At 36.7% G+C, this 24,980-nt stretch carries 19 protein-coding genes and 1 pseudogene; 10 read left to right on the forward strand and 10 right to left on the reverse strand.

Annotation, left to right across the window (positions count from 1 at the left end):
- The first annotated feature begins 2 nt into the window (after window positions 1–2).
- From INR75_RS07395 to INR75_RS07405, 3 genes and pseudogenes are all read left to right on the forward strand, one after another.
- Window positions 3–443, forward strand: coding sequence for a MarR family winged helix-turn-helix transcriptional regulator (locus tag INR75_RS07395; RefSeq protein ID WP_223091403.1), 441 nt, complete (start codon window positions 3–5; stop codon window positions 441–443).
- Between the two features lie 102 nt (window positions 444–545).
- Window positions 546–996: pseudogene (locus INR75_RS07400) on the forward strand (RNA methyltransferase).
- Window positions 997–1,155: 159 nt separating this feature from the next.
- On the forward strand, window positions 1,156–3,105 hold the full coding sequence (locus INR75_RS07405) for a M1 family metallopeptidase (RefSeq protein ID WP_223091404.1): 1,950 nt from the start codon (window positions 1,156–1,158) through the stop codon (window positions 3,103–3,105).
- Between the two features lie 143 nt (window positions 3,106–3,248).
- Here INR75_RS07405 and INR75_RS07410 read toward each other — a convergent pair whose 3' ends face one another.
- Window positions 3,249–4,682 carry a TonB-dependent receptor gene (locus tag INR75_RS07410; protein ID WP_223091405.1) on the reverse strand — a complete coding sequence of 478 codons (1,434 nt, stop codon included), beginning with the start codon at window positions 4,680–4,682 and terminating at the stop codon, window positions 3,249–3,251.
- A gap of 309 nt (window positions 4,683–4,991) precedes the next feature.
- Between INR75_RS07410 and INR75_RS07415 the strand changes: the two genes are divergently transcribed.
- A complete protein-coding gene (locus tag INR75_RS07415; RefSeq protein ID WP_223091406.1) occupies window positions 4,992–6,503 on the forward strand; it encodes a carboxypeptidase-like regulatory domain-containing protein in 1,512 nt (503 codons plus the stop codon).
- Window positions 6,504–6,586: 83 nt separating this feature from the next.
- Here INR75_RS07415 and INR75_RS07420 read toward each other — a convergent pair whose 3' ends face one another.
- Complete coding sequence (locus INR75_RS07420) at window positions 6,587–8,128, reverse strand: SulP family inorganic anion transporter (RefSeq protein WP_223091407.1); 1,542 nt, start codon at window positions 8,126–8,128, stop codon at window positions 6,587–6,589.
- A 267-nt stretch (window positions 8,129–8,395) separates the two neighbouring features.
- On the opposite strand from INR75_RS07420, the gene era reads away from it, so the two are divergent.
- From era to INR75_RS07435, 3 genes are all read left to right on the forward strand, one after another.
- On the forward strand, window positions 8,396–9,280 hold the full coding sequence (gene era, locus INR75_RS07425; RefSeq protein ID WP_092540306.1) for a GTPase Era: 885 nt from the start codon (window positions 8,396–8,398) through the stop codon (window positions 9,278–9,280).
- Window positions 9,281–9,559: 279 nt separating this feature from the next.
- Entirely contained in the window at window positions 9,560–10,864 is a 1,305-nt protein-coding gene (gene der, locus INR75_RS07430; RefSeq protein ID WP_223091408.1) for a ribosome biogenesis GTPase Der, read from the forward strand.
- Between the two features lie 191 nt (window positions 10,865–11,055).
- Window positions 11,056–13,797, forward strand: a complete 2,742-nt coding sequence (locus INR75_RS07435; RefSeq protein WP_223091409.1) for an outer membrane beta-barrel protein — start codon at window positions 11,056–11,058, stop codon at window positions 13,795–13,797.
- A 328-nt stretch (window positions 13,798–14,125) separates the two neighbouring features.
- On the opposite strand, the gene INR75_RS07440 is transcribed toward INR75_RS07435, so the two are convergent.
- From INR75_RS07440 to INR75_RS07460, 5 genes are read right to left on the reverse strand one after another with little or no spacing between them, the layout of a single operon-like run.
- Complete coding sequence (locus INR75_RS07440) at window positions 14,126–14,944, reverse strand: YgcG family protein (RefSeq protein ID WP_223091410.1); 819 nt, start codon at window positions 14,942–14,944, stop codon at window positions 14,126–14,128.
- Window positions 14,945–15,385, reverse strand: a complete 441-nt coding sequence (locus INR75_RS07445) for a TPM domain-containing protein (RefSeq protein ID WP_092540310.1) — start codon at window positions 15,383–15,385, stop codon at window positions 14,945–14,947.
- A 21-nt stretch (window positions 15,386–15,406) separates the two neighbouring features.
- Window positions 15,407–16,006, reverse strand: coding sequence for a LemA family protein (locus INR75_RS07450; protein WP_223091411.1), 600 nt, complete (start codon window positions 16,004–16,006; stop codon window positions 15,407–15,409).
- Window positions 16,007–16,009: 3 nt separating this feature from the next.
- Window positions 16,010–16,339: a MerR family transcriptional regulator gene (locus tag INR75_RS07455; protein ID WP_223091412.1), complete on the reverse strand. Its 330-nt coding sequence runs from the start codon at window positions 16,337–16,339 to the stop codon at window positions 16,010–16,012.
- Window positions 16,339–17,316: a M23 family metallopeptidase gene (locus tag INR75_RS07460; RefSeq protein WP_223091413.1), complete on the reverse strand. Its 978-nt coding sequence runs from the start codon at window positions 17,314–17,316 to the stop codon at window positions 16,339–16,341. Before INR75_RS07460 ends, INR75_RS07455 begins: the two co-directional genes overlap by 1 nt.
- Before the next feature lie 130 nt (window positions 17,317–17,446).
- Between INR75_RS07460 and alaS the strand changes: the two genes are divergently transcribed.
- The 3 genes from alaS (at window position 17,447) to INR75_RS07475 (ending at window position 22,127) form a co-directional block, all read left to right on the forward strand.
- Window positions 17,447–20,056, forward strand: a complete 2,610-nt coding sequence (gene alaS, locus INR75_RS07465) for an alanine--tRNA ligase (RefSeq protein WP_223091414.1) — start codon at window positions 17,447–17,449, stop codon at window positions 20,054–20,056.
- Between the two features lie 90 nt (window positions 20,057–20,146).
- Window positions 20,147–21,109, forward strand: a complete 963-nt coding sequence (locus tag INR75_RS07470; RefSeq protein WP_223091415.1) for a GSCFA domain-containing protein — start codon at window positions 20,147–20,149, stop codon at window positions 21,107–21,109.
- A gap of 403 nt (window positions 21,110–21,512) precedes the next feature.
- A complete protein-coding gene (locus INR75_RS07475) occupies window positions 21,513–22,127 on the forward strand; it encodes a DUF4230 domain-containing protein (protein ID WP_223091416.1) in 615 nt (204 codons plus the stop codon).
- A 72-nt stretch (window positions 22,128–22,199) separates the two neighbouring features.
- Here INR75_RS07475 and INR75_RS07480 read toward each other — a convergent pair whose 3' ends face one another.
- From INR75_RS07480 to INR75_RS07490, 3 genes are all read right to left on the reverse strand, one after another.
- Window positions 22,200–23,960: an aromatic amino acid hydroxylase gene (locus INR75_RS07480; RefSeq protein ID WP_223091417.1), complete on the reverse strand. Its 1,761-nt coding sequence runs from the start codon at window positions 23,958–23,960 to the stop codon at window positions 22,200–22,202.
- Between the two features lie 141 nt (window positions 23,961–24,101).
- Window positions 24,102–24,641, reverse strand: coding sequence for a DUF4136 domain-containing protein (locus INR75_RS07485; protein WP_223091418.1), 540 nt, complete (start codon window positions 24,639–24,641; stop codon window positions 24,102–24,104).
- A 147-nt stretch (window positions 24,642–24,788) separates the two neighbouring features.
- Window positions 24,789–24,956: a DUF5522 domain-containing protein gene (locus tag INR75_RS07490; RefSeq protein WP_223091419.1), complete on the reverse strand. Its 168-nt coding sequence runs from the start codon at window positions 24,954–24,956 to the stop codon at window positions 24,789–24,791.
- Window positions 24,957–24,980: the final 24 nt, after the last annotated feature.

Genomic DNA, 24,980 nt, shown 5'->3' on the forward strand with positions numbered 1-24,980 from the left:
GAATGACTACAAAATCTACCCTTAGCTTAAACGAACAGCTTTGTTTCCCTGTTTATGGTTCTACCCGAATTATTTCAAGACTTTATCAGCCTGTTTTGGCAAAACTTCAGTTAAGTTATCCAGAATATTTGGTGATGTTGATGCTATGGGAGAATAACGAAGTTAATATTGGCCAAATTCGAAGACAACTTTATTTAAATAAAGAGAGTTTGATGCCGATTCTAAACGGACTTCAGCAAAAATCTTTTATCACACTTCAAGATGAAGATCCAGATACGCTAGAAACTAAAGTTAGCATAACTAAAACCGGGCAAGCTCTAAAATCCAGAGCAAAACGAATTCCGTTTTCTTTATCCAGAGTGCTTAATACGCCAGTAGAAGAATTGGGAAGCATGCAATTGCTTATTAAAAACTTTTTGAGCCGTTTCGAAAAGAAGAAATAATATTCGATGATTTTCGGTTACTTTTTTCTAGATCGATTTTAGAAGAATTAATGCTGAAATTATAGAATTTCAGGTTTAGATCTAAAATAATATCTTGCGGCCATGAAAGTGGATAATCTAGAACAAGGTTTCTTCGGAATTGGAATTCAGAATGGCAAAACCCCTGAAAATTTAGGTGTATTATGGCGTTCTGCAAAATATGGGAGCAAGTTTTATTTTTACAATTGGTAATCGATACGCAAAGCAGGCTTGTGATACGCATAAAGCAGTAGGAGCGATGCCGTATTTTCATTACGAGACTTTTGAAGATTTTTATGCGCATTTACCCAAAGGCGCTATGTTAGTTGGGGTAGAATTAGATGAAAAGGCCCAGGATTTAGAGACTTTTGAGCATCCTCGCCGTTGTGTGTATCTTTTAGGAGCCGAGGATCACGGCCTTTCTAAACAAGCTATAGAGAAATCTCATTTTTTAGTGAAATTCAAGTCGACTTTAAGTTTAAATGTTTCGGTTGCAGGTAGTATTATCATGTACGATCGCAGTGCAAAAATATAATTATCCCTTTCATTTTTATTAAAAATAAATTTATCCTGAAATTATCGAATTTCAGTAGTAATTAGTTAATCGATTTACTTCCCTATTTTACCTGATTTTTTAATACCTTTTTCTTAATACTTTCTTTAAATTAGCGACGACTAAATAAAAATTTTAAAAATGAAATATTTTTCAAAGGCTGTTCTCGCCTTGGCTTTCACAGGAGCATTTAGCTTTATGTCTCAGGCTCAGGAAGTAGTAGGTAGCAATCAGCAGGATTTTGATGAATTTATGAATCGTATCGGTAATCGTTACCGTTCAGCTTCAGGAGTTCCAGGGCCAGATTACTGGCAAAATGAAGCCGATTACGAAATTAAAGCAACTTTAGACGACGAAGCACATACATTAACCGGAAAAGTTACGCTTTCGTATACCAATAACAGTCCAGATGAATTACCTTTTATCTGGTTATATTTAGAGCAAAACCGCTTTACAGAAAATTCACGCGGAACTTTGACTACTCCAATTGGTGGCAATCGATATAATGGAGATGTAGATGGTGGTTACGAAATTTCAAATCTTCAGGCTAAAACAGGTAGAAGTACTTCTTCTAAGCATATTATTAATGATACTAGAATGCAGGTTTGGTTCGAAGAGCCAATAAAAGCAAACGGAGGTAGTGCAACAGTTTCTATGAATTTTACCTATAAAATTCCTGTAAAAGGAATGGATCGTATGGGAAGATTAGATGTAGAAGATGGTACGATCTACGCAATGGCGCAATGGTATCCTCGTACAGCGGTTTATGATGATATCGAAGGTTGGAATGTTGAGCCATATCTTGGTGCAGGAGAATTTTATTTAGAGTATGGTGATTTTGATTATGAGATCACAGCACCTTGGGATCATATTGTTGTAGGTTCTGGTGAATTAGTGAACGAGCGCCAGGTACTTTCAGCTAAAATGAGAGAGCGTTTAGATAAAGCCAGAAAAAGTGACGAAACTGTAACTATCGTTGGCGAAGACGAAATTAAAGATGCTTCTTTAAGAGCAAAGCAGGAAGGAATGCTTACATGGCATTTTGAAATGGAAAATTCTCATGATGTTGCATTTGCTTCTTCTAAAGCATTTATATGGGATGCTGCAAAGATCGATTTGCCTAGTGGTAAAGATATCTTAGCACAATCTGTATATCCAAAAGAAAGTGCAGGTAACGATGCTTGGGGAAGATCTACAGAATATAGCAAGCATTCAATTGAGAATTATTCAAATAAATGGTTTGAGTTTCCTTGGCCGGTAGCTACTAACGTTGCTGCCGAAATTGGCGGAATGGAATATCCAGGGCTTAACTTTTGTGGTTGGAGAAGTAAAGGAGCTTCCCTTTGGGGAGTTACAGATCACGAATTTGGTCACAACTGGTTCCCAATGATCGTAGGATCTAACGAAAGAAGATACGCATGGATGGACGAAGGTTTTAATACCTTTATCAACTATTATAGTACTCAGGAATTTGGGGAATACCCAACAAGCCTTAACAAAACCAGAAATATGACAGGTTGGTTTAAGTCTGAAACTCGTGAGGGAATCGATACATATCCAGATGTAGCGAATCTTAGAAATCTTGGAATGGTGGCTTATTACAAGCCAGCCGTTGGATTGTATATGCTAAGAGAATATGTTTTAGGTCACGAAAGATTTGATAATGCATTTAAATCTTACATCAAAACCTGGGCATACAAACATCCTCAACCAAAAGATTTCTTTAATCATATCGAAAATGTAGCAGGCGAAAATCTATCATGGTTCTTTGGTAGCTGGTTCTACGGAACAGGAAATATCGATCTTGCTATTGAAGGTATCCGTGGAAATAGAGAAGGGAAAGGTTTCATTATCAATCTTGCAAATAAAGGTGAAGTGCCAATGCCGGTTAAGTTGAAGATCACTTATCAGGATGGTTCTTCAGAAGATCTTACGCTTCCTGTAGAGATCTGGCAGCGTGGTGACACCTGGAGCCATTTAGTGGAAACAGATAAAGCTCCAAAAAGTATCGAGATCGATCCAGATAAGATCTTACCAGACGTAGATTATTCTAATGATAGCTGGCCAGGAGAGTCATTCTATCAAAACTAGAATAACTTTAATCATATCATAAAAAATCCCGGCATTGCCGGGATTTTTTTGTTTACTCGATAATCAAGATTAAATGCTCCGAGGCTTGGCTCTATACAAAGACTATTTTATTTTAATTTGATATTCGATGATTTTAGACAAAGCTATTTTTTAGTAAACATCTGCTTTTCTTTGATAAGCTTAGTTACGGTTTCGGGGAGCATCTCTTCCCAGCCACTTTTACCTTCTAAGATCATTTCGTGGATCTTTCTGGAGTTAATATCTAAAGATTGCTCTTCAAAATCTGTTATATCGATAATGCGATCGTTCTGTTTAAAGAAATTATATAAACCACGAGTATTGTTATTTACCCTTAAGTTTTTGGTCGACATTATCTCTCCTGTTTCTTCATCTTTAACCGGATACAGATAAATATTCACGTTTCGGGCAAAAAGAATCCCGAAAGCCTCTAAAATGCCGCCGCTTAATTCTTTGTAATATTTATCGTCAAAAATATCAATTAGCGTGGTTACGCCCATTGTAAGCCCAATCTGCTCTGAAGTAAACTGAGCAAAATAATCTACAACTTTATAATATTGCTGAAAGTTAGAGATCATTACCGTATGCCCCAAAGCGCAAAGAAGATCGGCGCGGTTTAAAAAGTCCTTCTCATCAATTTCATCACCTTCAGCCTTCAGGTTAAAGAGTGTCATTTCGAAGATAACCTCCGTAGCAGCTCGTTCTACTTCATGTTCTTTCATAAACATATGCAATGATTTTTCGTACATGCTAATGTTTACGTTGGTTACCGGTCTAAAACTTCCGCGTAGCGTAAGAATATTCTTTTTATACAATACATTTGCCGGCAGCACATTATTCCCGGAAGGAGCGAACATCACCGCATCGGTCATGCCGTTTCTAACCAGCTGCAAACTCATTAAGCGATTGTCTACATCTTTAAAAGTTGGGCCTGTAAAATTGATCGTGTCAATTTCAATTTTATCAGGACTTAAATGATCGTATAAATGTTTTAAGAGTGTCTTTGGATCGTCATGATGATAATAGGCGGCATAAATTAGGTTCACGCCCATTATCCCAAGACTTATTTGCTGTTGTGCTGCCTTATTTTCGTGTAGCTGCACATGCATAATAATTTCGTTGTATTCTTCTTTTGGCGCTGTTTGAAATCTAATTCCTATCCAACCATGACCTTTATATTTTTTTGCCCAATCTATAGTCGCAACCGTATTTGCAAAACTAAAGAAGAGTTTATTGGGATGCTTTAAGCGAGAGATCCGTTTTTCAATAAGTCCGGTTTCGTAAGCCATCATGGCTTTTAGGCGAGGTTCGGTAACATATCTTTTAGCCGGTTCTGCGCCATAAATCGCATCACTAAAGTCCTTATCGTAGGCACTCATGGTTTTTGCGATCGTACCGGTAGGATTTGGCGCTCTAAAGAAGTTTCTTACGGTTTCCTGGCCGGCACCAATTTCGGCAAAAGTTCCGTAGATATTTTCATTAAGATTGATGCGTAGGGCTTTATTCTGAATAGAAGTTACATTATTAAACTCCTTGTCTCCCTGAACGTTAATTGGCATAGATTAGACCTTTAGGCATTCTTTGCTTAAAAATACAATTATTCTGAAGAGTGTATTGCAAAGCTATGTTAGATATTTTATAATATTTTTTGATGATCGAGCGTTAAATAAAGAAACTCAATCTATAACATCTATTAAAATTCTAAATTTGTGTAACAGTATTTTACTCGATAATCGAGATTAAATGCTCTGAGGCTTGCCTCGATACAATGGCGATTTTCAAAAAAATGCCTCAAGGGCTTGCCCTAAGGTAGTTTACTGTAAACCTCATTTAGATAGTTCATCTAACTTACTAAAAACATCATCAAAATGCGAACATTAATTATTAAGGCGCTTTTATTAATTTCGTCTAGCGTATTTAGTCAGCAATTAGAATTTTCTGCCGTGCTGGCCGATGCTCAAACCAAAGAAATTATTCCTTTTGCAACTATCCAGTATGGAGAAAACAAAGGAGTAGTTACTAACGACGAGGGAGTATTTGTACTTCCCGAAGGAACTTCAGCAGAAACAAAAATTAAAGTATCTTCTCTTGGGTACGAGGAAACCGAGATCTCTGTTTCAGCATTAAAGGATACACTTTTTATTAAGCCGTCATCTATAGCCTTAACCGAGGTTTTTCTTTCAGACAAAGATCTAAGTGGTGAAGAAATATTAGAGCGGGTTTTAGCTAAAATCGACTCGAATTATAATTTCGAGCTTTCAAAGAAACGCTTTTTTTACAGAAGCTCTTTTTTCAACAATATTAGTCGTTTAGATATGGAAGTTGAAGAAAGCACCATCCCAGAGATCGACCAGAAATTTGTGAACAATGCGCTTAGCCAGATTCCGCGATATGTAGATAGTTATACTGAATATCTTGGTGATTTCTACGGAAATTATGAAGAGCAAAAAATTCAGCCTATAAAAATAGCTAATCTCTACAATCCAACTAACGAGGAAGGTGTTGAGGAACTGGGCGAGCGTTTAGAGCAAATTATTAAAGACAATCTGGGAGAAGACACGTACGTAAAAGTAAAATCGGGTCTTTTGGGCGTAAAAATGGATAGTGAAGAATTTCTTGAAGATATGGAAGCTGCCGAACCCAAAGAAAAAACACCCGAAGAAAAAGTAAAAGACAGCATAAAACGCTACGAAAATATCGCAAATGGACTTCAAAGACGAATCGGGAATAACTTAAATTCTATGTTTTGGAAAGAAGATTTCACTTTAGATGTTTTTGAAAAATCCAGGAAATATGAATTTGATGTGGCAGGTTATACTCAAATTGGAAACGATATTGCTTACGTTATTAATTTTGAACCAAAGCGTGGTGCCGATTTTAAAGGGAAAATGTTTGTAAGCACTGAAGATTTTGGACTGTATCGCCTGGATTACGAAAATGTGAAACCCTTAAAGAAATTCAAGCTTTTTGGGGTAAGCAACAAAGAAGATGTGTATAGCGGGAAGATGATCTTTGCTAAAAATGAAAGCGGAAAATATAATCCTAAATACATCGAAAGAAGCGCTGGTAATACCTTTGGTGTAGATCGACCTTTAACTCTACTGGTTAAAAAAGGAAGTTGGATCTGGAACAAGCGTCTTAAAGAATTAGACCTGGAAATGGATATTATCGCCAGTAATGTCTCCAAATCACAATGGATCATTTATGATGACGAAAGCTTAAGTAAGGATGCGTATGCATCTTTAGAAACCAATAATAATTTCGATTATAAGAAATTTAAAAAATATAATGCCGAATTCTGGGATGGATATAATATCATGGAGCCTAACGAAGCGATTAAATCCTTCAGTTCTTTAGATGAATCTGAAGAAACAGAATAGAGAATTTTCAACCTAGAAAAAAAGGGCTTCAATATACCGAATTTCGATATTTTGAAGCCCTTTTTTTATTTAGTAAGAGAAATCTATTGCACCTTATCGGTAACTACTCGGTACGTAGGATCTTCTATAATATTTACTTCAATAATAGCATCGGCATTGCTTAATAATTGTCTGCAATCCTGGCTAAGATGTCTTAAATGTAGTTTTTTGCCTTGTTTTGCATAACGCTCGGTTAATTTATTCACGGCTTCGATACCAGACATGTCTACAATTCTACTTTCAGAAAAATCTACGATCACTTCTTCAGGGTCATTTAAAACATCGAATTTTTCATTAAAAGCGGTGGTAGAACCAAAGAAAAGTGGCCCGTAAATTTCATAGTGTTTTACACCATTTTCATCAATACGTTTTCTTGCACGAATTCGTTTTGCGTTATCCCATGCAAAAACCAATGCCGAGATAATCACTCCAATAAGTACAGCAAGAGCAAGATTGTGAAGTAGAATAGTAATTAAAGTCACCACAACCATCACAAAAATATCGTGTTTAGGCATTTTATTAAGCGTTTTAAAACTTGCCCATTCAAAAGTTCCAAAAGCTACCATAATCATTACGCCGGTAAGTGCAGCCATTGGTAATAATTCGATTACCGGGGCACCAACAAGAATAATCACCAAAATAGTAATTGCAGCGATAATTCCTGAAAGTCTGGCGCGAGATCCAGATGATAAATTTACCAGCGTTTGTGCCAACATTGGGCAGCCACCCATTCCAAAGAAAAATCCATTAGCAATATTTGCGGTTCCCTGTGCAACACATTCTTTATTGCTACGGCCGCGGGTTCCTGTAATTTCGTCTACCAGGTTTAAGGTAAGTAAACCTTCAGTTAATCCAACCGCTGCCATTATAAGTCCGTATGGGAAAATGATCTTTAGTGTTTCTAAAGTTAGCGGTACCTGCGGAATATGAAACGGAGGTAAACTTCCGCTTACCGAAGCAATATCTTTAACCTGTTTAGTGTCAATTCCGAAGAAATAAACGATCGCGAAAACAACCAATATCGCTACTAAAGATGGCGGTACTGCTTTGGTGATCTTTGGAAAAACCAAGATAATGGCGATAGTTAGAGCTACAAGAGCAAGCATAATTAATAGCGGGCTGCCGGTTAACCATTCGGCTTCACCATTTACCATTACTTTAAATTGCTCCAATTGTGCCGAAAAGATAATAACGGCCAGACCATTTACAAAACCAAACATTACGGGCTGTGGTACCAAACGTATAAACTTACCAAGTCGAAAAACACCAACCCCAATTTGAATTATTCCGGCCATGGCTACTGCTGCAAAAACATATTCTAAACCATGCGAATTCATTAAAGCGATTAAAACAACCACCGTTGCACCGGCACCACCAGAAACCAAACCTGGGCGTCCACCAAAGATAGCGGTGATTATTCCCATGATAAATGCAGCGTATAAGCCTACCAATGGCGGGAAATCTGCAAGAATAGCGAAAGATAAAGACTCTGGGATCATCGTCATTGCCACGGTTAGCCCGGCCAGAATCTCGGTTTTATAATTCACTTTTTGGGAGAAATCAAAGAGATTGAAAACTTGTTTCATTTTTAAATGTTTTGCGTTTTAATCCTGATATTTAAACTCTTAGGCTTAAATTTTAGAAGCCGCAAAATTATAGAATTAAATTTAATAAGAAAGGATAGCGCTTAAAAGCCTTCAAATTTTAATGGTATCGTAATATAAAATACTGGTAATTATGTAATTCGCATCAAAATTTTATGATCTTAGAACTTGCTTTTCAGGTTTTTTTCAAATTATACTTTGGTTTTAGGATGCAGCAATTAAATAAAATACCTTTGTAAAAAATTCAGTATGGCACATAAGGCAGGTTTTGTAAATATTATAGGAAACCCAAATGTTGGGAAATCTACGTTAATGAATGCGTTTGTAGGTGAACGTTTATCGATCATAACCTCTAAAGCACAAACCACGCGACATCGAATCTTAGGGATCGTGAACGGTGAGGATTTTCAGGTGATCTTAAGTGATACCCCGGGAATTATCAAGCCAGCATACCAACTACAGGAATCGATGATGGATTTCGTTAAATCTGCTTTCGAGGATGCCGATATTTTAGTGTATATGGTAGAAATTGGTGAACGAGAATTAAAAGATGAGTCATTTTTTAATAAGATCATCAATGCTGATATTCCTGTTTTATTATTGCTGAATAAAATAGATAAATCTAACCAGGAGCAACTGGAAGAGCAGGTTGGTCTATGGAAGGAAAAAGTGCCAAATGCTGAAATCTATCCAATCTCTGCTTTAGAAGGTTTTAATGTTTCTGAAGTTTTTAGTAGGATCGTAGAATTACTTCCAGAAAGTCCTGCATTTTATCCTAAAGATAGTCTTACCGATAAGCCAGAGCGTTTTTTCGTGAACGAAATTATTCGTGAAAAGATACTGATGCATTATAAAAAAGAGATTCCTTATTCCGTAGAAATAGATACTGAAGAGTTTTTTGAGGAAGAAAATATTATAAGAATGCGAAGTATCATCATGGTAGAGCGCGATACCCAAAAAGGAATTATTATTGGGCATAAAGGAAATGCATTAAAACGGGTGGGAGTAGAAGCTCGTAAAGATCTCGAAAAGTTTTTTGGGAAACAGGTGCATTTAGAATTATACGTAAAAGTGAATAAGAATTGGCGAAGTAACGACCGGCAATTGCGTCGTTTTGGATATTCTAAAGACTAATTTTATATAGCTGATATTCGATAAATTAATTCTCTTTTTTAAGCCTGGTTTTTATTGGCACTGCCAAAGGGTATAATATCCCGAGGATTTCCTCCAAATTAAAAATTTGTTTGCAAGGAATGTCTCGTGGGCTTGCCCGAGGTAGTTTACTGCTGCATAAGTTGAAGTGCTATTTGGACACAATTTGAGACTATGGCATCAAATACCTATTTAAATTCCTGAAACATTATTGTTTAAAGTTCGGTTGTTAAATACTACCTTTGCCAATAATTTTTAGATATGAGTGGTATTGTTGCTATCGTAGGAAGGCCTAATGTTGGGAAATCTACTTTTTTTAACCGTTTAATCCAACGTCGTGAGGCGATTGTAGATTCAGTAAGCGGTGTAACCCGTGATCGTCATTATGGGAAATCAGACTGGAATGGTCGTAAATTCTCTTTAATCGATACTGGTGGTTACGTAATTGGTAGTGATGATGTTTTTGAATCTGAAATCGATAAGCAGGTAGAACTGGCGATCGACGAAGCCGATGTTATAATTTTTATGGTAGATGTCGAATCTGGTATTACACCAATGGATGAAGATGTTGCCATATTACTTCGAAAAGTAAATAAACCAGTTTTTCTTGCAGTAAATAAAGTAGATAATAATAAGCGTTTAGAGAACGCGGTAGAGTTCTATGCTTTAGGTCTGGGAGACTACTTTCCTATTGCCAGTACCAATGGTAGTGGTACGGGAGATCTTTTAGATGCTGTTATCGAATCTTTACCAGAAGAGACTTATAAAGAAGAAACTGAGTTACCAAGATTTGCTGTGGTAGGAAGACCTAATGCTGGTAAATCATCATTTATAAATGCATTAATTGGGGAAGAGCGTTATATCGTGACAGATATTGCAGGAACCACCAGAGATTCTATCGATACTAAATACAATAGATTTGGATTCGAATTTAACCTCGTAGATACCGCAGGTATTCGTAGAAAGTCCAAGGTAAAAGAAGATTTAGAATTTTACTCTGTAATGCGATCTGTAAGAGCTATCGAAAATGCAGATGTTTGTTTACTGGTTTTAGATGCCAATCGTGGTTTTGATGGGCAGGTGCAAAACATCTTTTGGTTGGCACAACGTAACCGTAAGGGTATTGTGATCCTTGTAAATAAATGGGATTTGGTAGAAAAAGAAACCAATACCATGAAAACTTACGAGCAAATGATTCGTAGGGAAATAGAACCATTTACAGATGTGCCTATCATATTTATGTCGGTTCTAAACAAACAACGTATTTACAAGGCAATAGAAACCGCTGTAAAGGTTTACGAGAACAGAAGCAAAAAGGTGAAGACAAGAGAACTTAATGATGTAATGCTTCCTATTATCGAAAATAATCCGCCACCGGCGTATAAAGGTAAGTTCGTGAAAATTAAGTTTTGTACACAGTTACCAACGCCTCAGCCGCAATTCGCGTTCTTCTGTAATCTTCCTCAGTATGTAAGAGATCCTTACAAACGTTATATAGAGAACAAGCTTAGAGAAGAATTCGATTTCAAAGGGGTGCCTATCGCGGTTTATTTCAGAAAAAAATAAAAGAAAAATACTTCTTAAATAGATAGAGGATTTTTAGTATCTAGAAGATATTAAGAATCCTTTTTTAGTTAAATTTTAGAATTTTTTGATGTTTTATTAAACGTTTTTGGTTTTGTGAAGTCTAAAATCATAGAAGCTCACACCACATAATTAGAATTAAGACCTAAACCGAAAATTTAAAACATCGATCAATGAAATTTTATCTTGTTGTCGCGTTCCTTTTTATCAGCGCGATAAGTTTTTCCCAGGAGTTTGAAATGACTGGGAAAGTTTTGGATCCAGAAGGGAATCCACTTCAATCTGCCACCGTTTATGTAGAAAAGCCATCAGACAGTACTTTAGTGACCTATACTATTTCTGAAGCTTCAGGAAACTTTACACTTTCAGGAAAATCTAAAGAAGAGCGTTTAAATCTCTTAGTTTCCTATGCCGGCTTCAAGCCATTTAGGAAAGTGGTAGAAGTTAAAGAAGGAACTCAAAATGTTGGTGAGCTTAAGTTAGAACTTCAGGATAACCAGTTAGGAGAAGTAACCGTTGTAGCCTCAAGGCCACCATTAACTTTGAAAAAGGATACCTTAGAGTTTAATGCCGATAGTTTTAAGACCAGGCAAAATGCAAATCTTGAAGAATTACTAGAAAAATTACCGGGTGTAGAAGTAGATTCAGATGGTGCGATCACTATCAATGGGAAACCGGTATCGAGCATAAAGGTAAATGGTAAAGAATTTTTTGGAGATGATCCACAGATCGCTACCAAGAACCTTCCAAAGGAAATTATTGAAAAGATCCAGGTGTCTAATCAAAAAACCAGATCTGAAGAATTTACCGGAAAAGCCGGGGATCCAGACAATAAAACCATAAATATTACCTTAAAAGAGGATAAGAATAAAGGATATTTTGCCAGGGCTACTGCTGGTGGCGGTACAAACAATAGATACGAGCTTAGCGGTATTGCTAATATGTACAAAGATGATATGCGTTTAAGTATTCTTGCAAGTTCTAACAACATCAACAGCAATGGGTTTAGTTTTGATGAGGTTTACGGAATGATGGGAGGATCTGGCGCACGCTCTGTTTTTGGCGGAGGTGGAGGCGGTGGTATCACTAAAGCCGAAACTGCCGGAGCAAATTACACGAACGAGTGGAACGATAAATACGAGCTTAACGGTGATTATTTCTTTGGAAGAAATGATACAAGGCAGGAAACATCTATCCAAAGACAAAATATCTTGCCAGACCAAACATTCTTTGTAAACTCTAATAGCTTTAGTGATCTTGTAAACGATAGTCACCGTGCAAATGCAAGATTCGAAATAGAATTCGATACTCTAACGCAACTTTCTATTTCGCCAAGATTTACGGCTAACACAGGTTTTTCTGAAAGAGGAAGCTCATCAGAACGATTAAATGAAGACGGCGATTTGGTAAATAACTCTTTAACATCTGAATCTGAAGATATTTTTAGCAATAGCTTTAGTAATAATATCGATTTTGTAAAGCGTTTTGGAAGCCGTGGAGCTTATCTTCAATTAGAATTCCGAAACTCTTATGATACTCAGGAGAACGATAATTATTTTTATTCTGAAAGTTTTGATTATCGCGATGGGGAAGAAATTGCCAGAATTCAGGATCAATTTATAGATGAAGATTCCAATAGTGAGAATTATTCCTTTGGCGTATCGCAACGTAGTGTTTTAGCAGACGATCTGTTCTTAGATCTTGCTTATAATTTTTCATCGAATAACGATGAGAATGATCGCTTTGTTTACGAGGCAGATGCTAACGGAAATTATACCGTGATCAACGATACTTTAAGTAGTGATTTTGAAGTGAAAAGTAGACAGCATCGACCAAATGCCGGGATTAATTACGAAGGTGATGTATGGCGAGTAGATACCAATATTGGTCTTTTAAATACCACTTTAGAAAATAACAATTTCCTGTCTGAAACTTCTTTTAGCAACTCCTATAACAACCTTTATGTACGAGCACGTGTGCGTTATGAAGTAGAGCGTTCTAAAAGTTTATCTTTAGATTATTCTACAGATGCAAATGTGCCTTCTTTAAGACAATTACAACCTGTTGTAGATCGTACTAACCCAAATAACATCGTAACGGGTAATCCTAATCTAAGACCTTCTTACAGTCATAATATCCGTGCGGGATATCGTAATTTCGATTTCTCTAAGCGTAGTGGAATATTTAGCTATTTTAACATGAGCTTTACAGAGAATAGTGTGGTAGCCAGAACGATCACAGATACAACAGATTTCTCCAGGACTACAACTTATACTAATGTTGATGGCGCGATGTCTGCCAACCTTGGGATTTTCTACAACAAGCAAAAGAAAAACGATAATAGTGAATTTAGATATCGATTGTCACTAAACGGGCGTTACGATAAGAATGTAGGATTTTCGAATGGGGTGCTGTATAATTCAGAAAATATAGTTCTTAGTCCATCAGTTAGGTTTACGTATGCTATCGACGATATTATCGAGCTTAACCCTAACTTTGGTATCGATTATAACAATTCACATTACAGTATAAGTAATCTTAACGACCAGGAATTTATCAATCAGCGTGCTGGGTTAGAAGTAACAACATATTGGCCTAAAAATGTGGTTTTTGGGAACGATATTTCTTATAATAAATTTGGAAATGTTTCTTCGGAATTTGATAATACTTCCATCATGTGGATCACCAGTTTAGGATACCAGTTTTGGAACGAGAAAGCCAATATTAAGCTGAAGGTTTATGATGTATTAGACCAGGTGATCAATACCAGAAGACAAATAGGTGACGATTATATTCAGGACGTTGATAATTTAGTGCTTGAGCAATATGCAATGCTGAGTTTTACGTATAACCTGAAGAATTTTGGAGGACAAAGCTTTGGAGGCAGAGGAGGAAGAAGAGGCCCACCAAGATAGTCTGTTAAATAAATACGTACAAAAAAGCTCAATCTTAGATCTAAGATTGGGCTTTTTTGATAGTTATTTTTGAATGTATTTTATTGGCGCCGCCAAAGGGTATAATACCCAGAGACTTGCCTCGAAATTAAAAATTTGTTTCCAACAAATGCCTCGAGGGCTTGCCCCGGGGTAGTTTACTTCTTAAAAAGAAAATATAAAATTTATCGAGCAGCTTTTTGCTTGCTAGGCATTTAATCTGAAAAGGCTACAAGGGGAAGTCTTTAAAAAAGACCATCATTTTTATACAATATCAAGATTGTATAATTCTGAAGATTTTTTTCTGAAGTTACCAGCTTCCACCGGCGCCACCGCCGCCAAAGCCACCTCCACCGAAGCCGCCACCAAATCCGCCGCCTCCGCCGAATCCACCGCCAGAGCTGCCACCAAATCCTCCTCCGCCAAAACTACCGCGACCAAGAGAACTTAAGATAATGGCATCCATAAGCGTGCTACGACCACGACGACCGCCGCCTCTTCCGCCGCCACGGCTTTTGCCAATAAGTGAAATGATTATGATGATAAAAACGACGATAAAAATAGCAATAGGTTTAGCTGAATTGCCAGAGCCACCTCTTCGTTGTGGTGTTCCTTTAAAAGTACCCGCTAAAACCTCGAAAACCGCTGTAGTTCCTTTGTCTAAACCAGCATAATAGTCACCATCCTTAAATTCAGGTAAAATTATATTATTAATGATCTGGTAAGTGTAGGCATCAGTCATATAAGGCTCTAAACCATAACCAGTCTGGATTTGGATCTTCCGTTCCTTTTCAGCAACAAGAATAAACAATCCGTTATCCTTGCCTTCCATTCCAATTCCCCATTCTTCGGCCCAATGCGTGGCGTAAGTCCCGGCATATTCGCCTTGCAAAGATTCTATGGTTGCAATAACGATTTGTGTAGAAGTTGTATCTGCGTAGCTAACCAATTTTTGGGTTAGTCGTTGTTCTTCTGAAGTTGTTAAAAGATTTGCTCCGTCATAAACTGCTGTTTCTTTATTTGGTTTTGGCGGAATATCCCTTTGGGAATATCCAACAAAACTTATAAGTAAAAATAGCAGACTTATGCAGCTTGTTAAGCGGCTAAGCTTTTTATTAAATTGTAGCATTTATCCTCTTGAAATTTGATCTGAAAGTTCATTCTCGTCATCTTCCTGCCAGGGAAAATGTCGCTTTAATTGCTCGCCGGCCATTAAAATGCCGTCTACAAGTCCCTGTTTAAAATCACCCTTTTTAAAGTGATTAAGGATTACATCTTTTGTGCTCTCCCAAAAGTCGTCCTCAACTTTATCATTAATGCCTTTGTCGCCATAGATCACGAAGTTTCGATCTTCTGTAGCAACATAGATCAACACCCCGTTTTCTTCCTTGGTGTTATCCATTTTTAATTGATGGAAAACTTCCATCGCTCGCTCAAAAATATCCTGAGATCCTGCTGTTTTTTCAAGATGAACGCGAATCTCTCCTGAAGTGCTTTTTTCAGCAGTTCTTATCGCCTCAACGATTTCATTTTCATCTTCGGTCTTTAGAGAAAAGTCTTTGCGGCTCATATTGGTTATTTTGAAGAGTTTTTATTGAAAGTCGAATTCTACATCTGGAGCTTCTTCAGCACCAGCATCGGCCTGATATCTTTCCATACGCTCAAAGCCAAACATCCCGGCAAAAATATTGTTTGGGAATTTTCTAATGAATGTATTGAAATCTGTTACTGCAGCATTGTAGCGATCTCTGGCAACATTAATTCTATTTTCTGTTCCTTCGATCTGTGCCTGTAATTGTAAGAAATTTTGATTGGCTTTAATATCAGGATAACGTTCTACACTTACCAATAATTTAGATAAAGCTGAAGATAATCCTGTTTGTGCCTGTTGAAATTGTTGAATTTGAGAGGCACTTAAATTAGAAGCATCTACATTTACTGAAGTTGCTTTGGCACGGGCTTCGATAACATCGGTAAGCGTACCACGTTCAAAATCTGCAGCGCCCTGTACGGTTTTTACCAGGTTCCCAATAAGGTCATTTCTTCTTTGGTAAGAACTTTCTACGTTAGACCATGCTTCTTTTGCTTTTTCTTCAAGTTCTACTCCGGTATTGTTTACTCCGGCTGTCATGCTGTACACAATGATTCCAAGAACAACCAATACGATTAGAGGAATTAACCATTTTTTCATTTTCTATAATTGATTTTTGATGTTGATTAGTCTAGTTTTAATTTTTTCTAATTTACGAACAATATCAAAATTGCTCAGTGTTTTTTGCTTTTCTTCTTTAAGATGTGTTTTAGCACCTTCCAAAGTAAAACCACGCTCTTTTACCAGGTGATAAATAAGTTCCAGATTTTTGATGTCTTCTGGAGTAAATTTACGGTTTCCTTTAGCGTTTTTCTTCGGCTTTATCACATCAAATTCCTTTTCCCAAAATCTAATTAGGGAAGTGTTTACCTTAAACGCTCTGGCAACTTCGCCAATGCTATAATATCTTTTTTCAGGTAGCTCGACTTGCATTAATCCAAAGATTGGTTTTCTTGTTGTGCTTTTTTCAGCACCTCGTCAAATTCTTCCGGAGAAAGATTTCCGTAGTAAAAATTAATAGGATTTATATGCTCATCATCCTTAAAGATCTCGTAATGTAAATGTGGAGCTTCAGATCTTCCTGTACTTCCTACAAAACCAATAACATCACCTCTTTTTACCTTTTGTCCTCGTCGCACATTATATTTATAAAGGTGAGCATAAAGGCTGGTATAACCATAGCCATGATCTATTCTTATATGATTTCCATAACCAGTACTACGATTATCAGCTCTAATTATCCGGCCATCACCACTGGCATAAATCGGTGTTCCCCTGGGAGCCGTAAAATCCATCCCAAAGTGAAACTTTCTTACTTTGGTAAAAGGATCTGTTCGCCAGCCATAACCAGATGCGATCCTGGTAAGATCTTCATTTTTCACAGGTTGTATGGCAGGAATTGCGGCTAAAAGATCTTCTTTCTCTTTCGCTAATTCTGCAATTTCATCTAGAGATTTAGATTGTACCACCAGTTGTTTAGTGAGAACATCCATTCTCTTGGTGGTCTCCATAATTAGTTTAGAGTTATCAAAACCTTCTAGGTCTTTATACCTGTTTATCCCTCCAAAACCGGCTTTACGGGTTTCTTCAGGAATTGGGTTAGCTTCAAAATATAATCGGTAAATGTTGTTATCTCGATCTTCGATGTTTCCAAGAACATTTTGGATTTGATCCATTTTTTTGTTCAGTAAGCCATATTGCAATTGCATATTTTGCAGTTCTCGCTTAAGTGCCTTTTCTTTGGGCGTTTCGATCTGCGGAATATTCAGGTAGACTAAAAGTAAAAGAAAACCGGCAAGAAAACTTCCAAAGATACTAAGCAGGACAATCCCAAATCGACGACCTTTTTTTCGTTCAATCTTTTTGTAAGAAAGCGTCTCGCTATCGTAATAATATTTAACCTTCGACATGAGTTAAATTTATAGTATTTTTGTTGCCGTAGTTGCACAAAAAGCGTGCAAGTTTATACGGTAACGAACAAAGATAGCAATTGTTTTATAGCCTGCATAATTTAATAATATTTACAAGAAAATATAGTACATGAAATCTCAGGAAATTCGTAAAAGTTTTTTAGAATTTTTTAAAGCCAAATCACATAGCATTGTACCTTCAGCACCAATGGTTCTTAAGGACGATCCAAGCCTGATGTTTACCAATGCCGGGATGGTGCAGTTTAAAGAGTTTTTTCTTGGGAATTCTGTGCCAAAAAATACCCGGGTAACAGATTCGCAAAAATGTCTTCGAGTAAGTGGTAAGCATAACGATCTTGAAGAAGTTGGGCATGATACATACCATCATACGATGTTTGAGATGTTGGGGAACTGGAGTTTTGGAGACTATTTTAAAGAAGAAGCCATCAATTGGGCATGGGAATTATTAACCGAAGTTTTTAAGATCGATAAAGAGAGTCTATATGTTTCGGTTTTTGAAGGAAGCGAGGAAGATGGTGTAGGTTTAGATACTGAAGCTTTAGAGCTTTGGAAAAAGATCGTTCCTGAACAAAGAATTATCTACGGGAACAAAAAGGATAACTTTTGGGAAATGGGAGATCAGGGACCTTGTGGCCCATGTTCAGAAATTCATGTGGATATTCGTTCAGCTGAAGAAAAAGCTAAAAAATCGGGTAGAGAACTAGTGAATGCAGATCACCCGCAGGTGGTTGAAATATGGAACCTGGTTTTTATGCAATTTAACCGGAAAGCAGATGGTTCTTTAGAAGAACTTCCGGCAAAACATATCGATACCGGGATGGGCTTCGAGCGCTTGTGTATGGTAATGCAGGGCAAGCAGTCTAATTACGATACCGACGTGTTTACACCGCTTATCGCCGAGATCGAAAAGATCACAAATTCAACTTACGGTAAATCTGAAGAAACCAACATTGCTATTCGTGTAATAGCAGATCACGTTCGTGCAGTTGCTTTTAGTATTGCAGATGGGCAATTACCAAGTAATAGTGGTGCGGGTTATGTAATTCGTAGAATCTTACGTCGTGCAATTCGTTACGGGTTTACTTTTTTAGATACTAAAGAAGCTTTTATTTATAAGTTAGTTGAAAGACTAAAAACGCAAATGGGTGATGCTTTTCCAGAATTGGTAAAGCAGCAGCAACTTATCGAAAATGTTATTAAGGAAGAAGAACTTTCGTTTCTTCGAACTTTAGAGCAGGGATTGGTAATGTTGGAAAATATTGTAACCGAATCTAAAGATAAAGAGATCTCTGGTGTAAAAGCATTTGAGCTATACGATACCTTTGGATTTCCTATAGATCTTACTGCACTTATTTTAAAAGAAAAAGGCTTTAGTCTTAATATTGCTGAATTTGAAGCAGAACTTAAAAAGCAAAAAGAGCGTTCTAGAGCGGCTACGCAGGTCACCTCTGGAGATTGGGAAGAGATCACTGATGTTGAAGAAAATGCTTTTGTAGGTTACGATCAATTAGAAACTCAGGTTAAAATCGCCAAATATCGTAAAGTTGAAACCAAGAAACAGGGAACACTTTACCAGATCGTGCTAACCAAAACTCCTTTTTATCCAGAAGGTGGTGGCCAGGTTGGGGATAAAGGATATTTAAGAGCTGGAGACGAGAAAATTAGTATTATTGATACTAAAAAAGAAAGCAACCAGATCATTCATTTTGCGAAGAAATTACCACAGGATATTTCAGCAGAATGTACCGCTGTTGTAGATGCTTCAGCAAGAGCAAAAACTGCGGCAAATCATACGGCTACACACTTATTGCACCAGGCATTGCGCCAAATTCTTGGAACTCACGTAGAGCAAAAAGGATCTATGGTGCAGCCCAATTATATGCGATTTGATTTTAGTCATTTTAGCAAGCTTTCTTCGGAAGAAATAGAACAGGTAGAAGAGTTTGTAAATGATAGAATTCAGGAAAGTCTAGAATTAGAAGAGCAAAGAAATATAGCACACCAGGAAGCTTTAGATCAGGGTGCAATTGCTTTGTTTGGTGAAAAATATGGTGATAATGTTCGTGCCATTCGTTTTGGAAAATCAATGGAGCTTTGTGGTGGTACGCATGTAAAAAATACGGCAGATATCTGGTATTTTAAAATTACCGGGGAAAGTGCTGTTGCTTCAGGAATTCGTAGGATAGAAGCAATTACCGGCGATGCGGTAAAAGAATATTTTACGAAGCAAACAGAACTTTTAGAGGAAGTTCAGGGCTTACTTAAAAATGCTAAAGATCCTGTAAAAGCGATTTCTGGATTGCAGGACGAGAATGCCGAGCTTAAAAAGCAGGTAGAAGTTTTACTAAAAGACAAAGCTAAAAACCTGAAATCTGAGATCAAAAATGAGATTCAGGAAATTAACGGATTTCAATTTTTAGCTAAAGAAGTAGATCTTGATGCCGGCGGAATTAAAGATCTTGCTTTTCAATTAGGTGGAGAGATCGATAATTTATTCCTTCTTTTTGGAACAGAGCAAAAAGGCAAAGCTTTACTTTCCTGCTACATTTCTAAAGATTTGGTAGGAACTAAAGATCTAAATGCAGGTACAATTGTTCGCGAACTAGGTAAATATATCCAGGGAGGTGGCGGTGGCCAGCCATTCTTCGCAACAGCAGGTGGTAAAAATCCTGCTGGAATTTCAGAAGCTTTAGCTGAAGCTAAAAAATATATCGAATAACAAGATTCTAAGAAATTTAGTATCTTTCTTATATGAAAAGGATAGGCGTATGGAAGAATGATTTCTATACGCCTTTATTATTTTAATGCTATGGATTTCAGAACAATTGTCCCGGTTAGAAATCAATCCTCAAAGATCGACTACAATGCTAATATTGCATTGTTTGGTTCTTGTTTTGTGGAAAATATAGGCGATAAACTTCAGTATTTTAAGTTTAATGCGCTCCAAAATCCCTTCGGAATTATATTCCATCCTGTCGCTTTGCGCAATTTATTCCGAAGAATCGATGAAAATTACGTGTATTCAGAGCGTGATATTTTTCAGCTTAATGATCTTTATTCCTGCTTCGACGTGCATTCTCAAATGAGTCATCCAGATCGATCTTTGATGATTAATCGGTTAAATAATTCGCTAGAAACCACTCGGTCTTTCTTACAGGAAAGTTCTCATGTAATTATCACCTTTGGGACGGCTTGGGGGTATGTTTTGAATCAGGATGAGCGTTTAGTAGCTAATTGCCATAAAGTCGCGCAATCTAATTTTACCAAAAAGATTTTTTCTTCGGAAGAAATAAAAAAAAGTATAGCTGAAATCTACAATATCATCTGGAAGCTGAATAAAAATAGTAAGATCATCTTTACCATTTCGCCGGTGCGACATTTAAAAGACGGTTTTGTAGAAAATCAATTAAGTAAAGCAAATCTCATTAGTGCTTTACACGACTATCGAAAAGAAATAAAGCCAAAATTCGATAAAATGACCGCATATTTTCCAAGCTACGAAATTGTGATGGACGAGCTTAGGGATTATCGATTTTACGGAAAGGATATGATTCATCTTTCTGAAGTGGCAATAGATTATATCTGGGAGAAATTTAAAGATAGTTGGATCGATCCTGAAATTTTTTCTGTCATGAAAGAAGTAAGTACGATCCAAAAAGGTTTAGAGCATCGTCCTTTTAATGAAGATAGCCCGAAACACCGCGAATTTCTTGATAAACTAAGCCTTAAAATGGAAAATATACAGCGCAAAAATCCTTCAATTAAATTTTGAATTTGTCATTTTAAAAGCCTGAAATGTTGAGTACTATTAAAAAAGTATAATATTTATTTTGAATATTGTAAAATAATCGTAAATTCACATTGTAAATTAATTCTAATTTATTGATTGAAGTATTCGCCTTAAGAATACAATGATTAATTAAACTTTCTTTTCTAAAATTTGTTTGGGGTAGATTTTAGAAATTTTAATCTTATGGACGGGTGGGGCCGTCCATAAGTTTTTTATAACACTTTCCTATTTGTAAATCCTTATCTTTAGTTACTGAAATTGTCCAAATTGGATGAATATTTTTATTGTCTAACATGACGCATTGAGTTAATGTTTATGTCTCTATTTTCAGATCCGAAATTTTGTAGAAAAGACAATAATTACTAGAATCTTTAATATCTAAAAAATGAAAAAGTTCCTCTTAGGCGCTATAGTTGTTTTGCTAATTGTTTTTGGTTATCGATATTATGATAATCGCCAAACAGAACGTGAACAGTTAGAGCAGAATTCGCAACTTATCCAAGAGCAGATCAAAAATGTGGGAAAATTAGTCGTTACTGAAGGTAATTTTTCTCAGGTTTGGTCGTATAAAGATTCTAAAAAGTTTTATCTCGACGTTTTTTCAGCAAGAAAAAAAGCATTGATCGTGGTTAATGCGAAAGTGACCGTAAGTTATGATCTTAGTGAATTAGAAACCGAAATTGATGAAGAAAATAAACGCGTGATCATAAAGAGTATTCCAAAGGAAGAATTAAATATTTATCCAGATATTCAATACTATGATGTTACGCAGGATTATTTAAACCAGTTTGAAGCTTCAGATTATAATACCATCAAAAAGAAAGTTTCAGCTTCGATCAGGAAAAAAGTTGAAGCATCAACGATAAAATCTAACGCTCAAAATCGCCTGATTAGCGAACTTTCTAAGATTTACATTCTAACCAATAGCATGGGCTGGACCTTAGAATATAATGACATGCCAGTAAATTCTCAGAACGATTTTAGTGATATTAAGCTGTAATTCTCACCGAGGATCATTTTTGATAATTTTGAAATGTTCCTTTCAAAATAGTGAGAATACTATTTAGATCTTTTATTCTTCGCTAACCAGTTTTGTTTCTGCCATCGAAATTCCGTCTTCAATAAGATGGGCGATATTCGATCTTTTCTGCTGAAGTTTTTCTAAATAATCTTTGCTGATTTTGGCTAATTTCGGGTCGTGTTCTAAAGCCAGTTCATAAATCTCAGTAGTTAATAACCAGTCTTCCTGATGATCTTTTTTCAGAATATCAAAAACTGCCTGAAGGCTGTATTTTGTGTTTTGCCCTTCTCTAAAATTGCGAACCGCTTCGTATAGATCTTCAAGTTCTGTACGCTTCGCAGTTTTATGAGACTTTATAGTGGTGGAGCTTGTTTTATGGGTAATTAAATCGAACGAATGATGATCTGCCGGCCCGGCAAATGCCGAAACTATTTCTTTACCAACAGCCATATCATATTGTCCCCATTCGGGTTTAAATAGAACCTGGTCAAAATATTTTACGCTGCAGTTCTTAAAACTAATAAGTGTAATTTTTCCCTGAAGATTTCGCGTTCCGGTTATAATGTCTCCGTTTACTGTAATACCACCTTCAAACTCTAAGCTAACATTTTCGGCTTCGTAAATATTGTAGGCTTTTAAGTCACGCGGACTCATATCTTCGATCGCTAAATTGATACCTTTTAATTTTCCGATGGGAGATCCAAAACCTTCGGCATGCGATTTTGTACCATGACCAACCAGTTCTTTCTCCCGGTAAGCCAATGCTGTTTTTCCTTTTGTTTGAATGTAAATAGGTTTTCCTTCAAACTCGATTACATTTTCAAAATTCCCAGAAACCTGTAAACCGGTACTAAATTCGATCGTACCTAAGCCTTTGGAATCAATTAGCTTTTTGATTCCGCTTAAACCGCCTTTACGCAATGCCATTTTATTAGCGAATTCCTCTAAAACCAAACTTAAATGTGCAAAATCTGGTGTTACGTAAAGCTGAGGTTGCGGTTTGGTAATATCGAATTCCTGGTGCATAGCTTCAATCGAGTAAGGTATCTTTTTTACCTTATCGGTTAAGCAGGATTTACTCTCTCCAATCGAGGATAACAAACCGGCACCATATATCTTGGGATCTTCAGGAGTACCAATTAAACCATATTCTACCGTCCACCAATGTAGATTTCTAATTAAAGACATCTCACTTGGGGTTACTTCTTTTTGCTGAAGATCGTCAACAAGTTTTTCAATTTTTGTGATTTCTTCAGGCGGAGTACCTTCAGCTTCTTTTAAAATAGAAAGTTTTCTAATGGCTTCATACACTTCATAATCATGAGAACTTGAGATCGCTTTGCAGCCTATTTCTCCAAAACGTCGCAGATATTCAGCATATTCAGGATTTGCGATAATTGGGGCGTGGCCGGCCCCTTCGTGAATAATGTCTGGAGCAGGAGTGTATTCGATATTTTCTAGTTGTCTAATATCGCTGGCGATCACTAAAACATTATAGGCCTGAAATTCCATGAAAGCAGCCGGGGGAATAAAACCATCTACCGCAACAGCCGCCCAGCCAATAGCTTTTAAAATGCGGTTCATGCCATACATATTCGGGATATGATCTATAGAAATTCCGGTTTGTTTGAGGCCGTCTAGATAAGATCTATGCGCAACTTTGCTTAAGTATTCAACATTTTTACGCATCACATAGCGCCATACCGCCTGGTTGATAGGCGTGTAATCTTCATAGTTTTGCGGTTTGATATACTGCTGAAGATGTGCCGGTAAGCGATTTAATATTTCGTTAGACTCAATTGAATTAAGCATAAATTTATCCCATTTTAAGGTAATAAATATACGAAATTTATAAAAAAATAATTCAGATGTAGAAAATATGCTAATAAAAAAGCCTCTCGATTGAGAGGCTTAATGGAATTTTAATCCAGGATTATTAAAGATTCATTGAGCTTATTTTTCAGTTCCCGGAGGGTATTTTTCTAAAATTTTAGAAACGATCTCGTCGATTCTTTCCTGTTTTTTATCAACTTTTTCAGCAAGGGCAGCAGTTCCCATTCCCTGCCATACTAATTCTTTTGTTTTTGCATCGATTAGATCAATATATAAAGTACCGTCGCTAGTTCTATTTACTGTGTTGAATCCTGTATTCCAATACCAAGGAGACCAACCCCATCCATAACCCCAACCTGGATTATTTTGGTAGATATTAATGTTCTCGTGTGTTTTGGTAAATATGCTTACTAATAGATCTGGGCTTTGAGACTTATCAAATCCTTTTTGCGACATTGTTCCCTCAATCGCACGCATAATCCGTTTTTTATCAAGATCTGAAATTTCAGCTTTATCGATTCCCGGTTTAAAAAATGCGAAAGAGCTGTACGAATTAAAGTTTGCTTCGCGATCGTAGTCTGAAGCTACTCTTACGGTGCTGCACGAAGTCGCAAAAATTGCCAGCAATAGCAACACAGGAGTAAATTTTAGAACTTTCATAGGTGTTATATTTTTTATTTATAAAATGCTAAACAAGCATTCTAATCGCTTGTTAGACTGTTTAATAATCTCAAATATCATGCCGAATTAAACGAATTCACCTACGCTGTTTCTATGGTTCTACCGAATAATTAACTATTTTATTCATTATTGAGAATTGGTCTTTTTATTGTAGCCGTAAGGGCAGTGGCGGCAACCACTCTCACAGCAATAGCCGCGCTTAAGATGATATTGCTCGGTAAAACAACGATAACCTTCTGGCGTTAGATAATAATCGCCTTCTTCTAGCGGTATTCTTTTTCTTGAAAAACTCATAGAAACAAAATTACAATTCTTATA

It is taken from the genome of Zunongwangia sp. SCSIO 43204 (assembly GCF_019904275.1).
GTDB lineage: Bacteria > Bacteroidota > Bacteroidia > Flavobacteriales > Flavobacteriaceae > Zunongwangia > Zunongwangia mangrovi.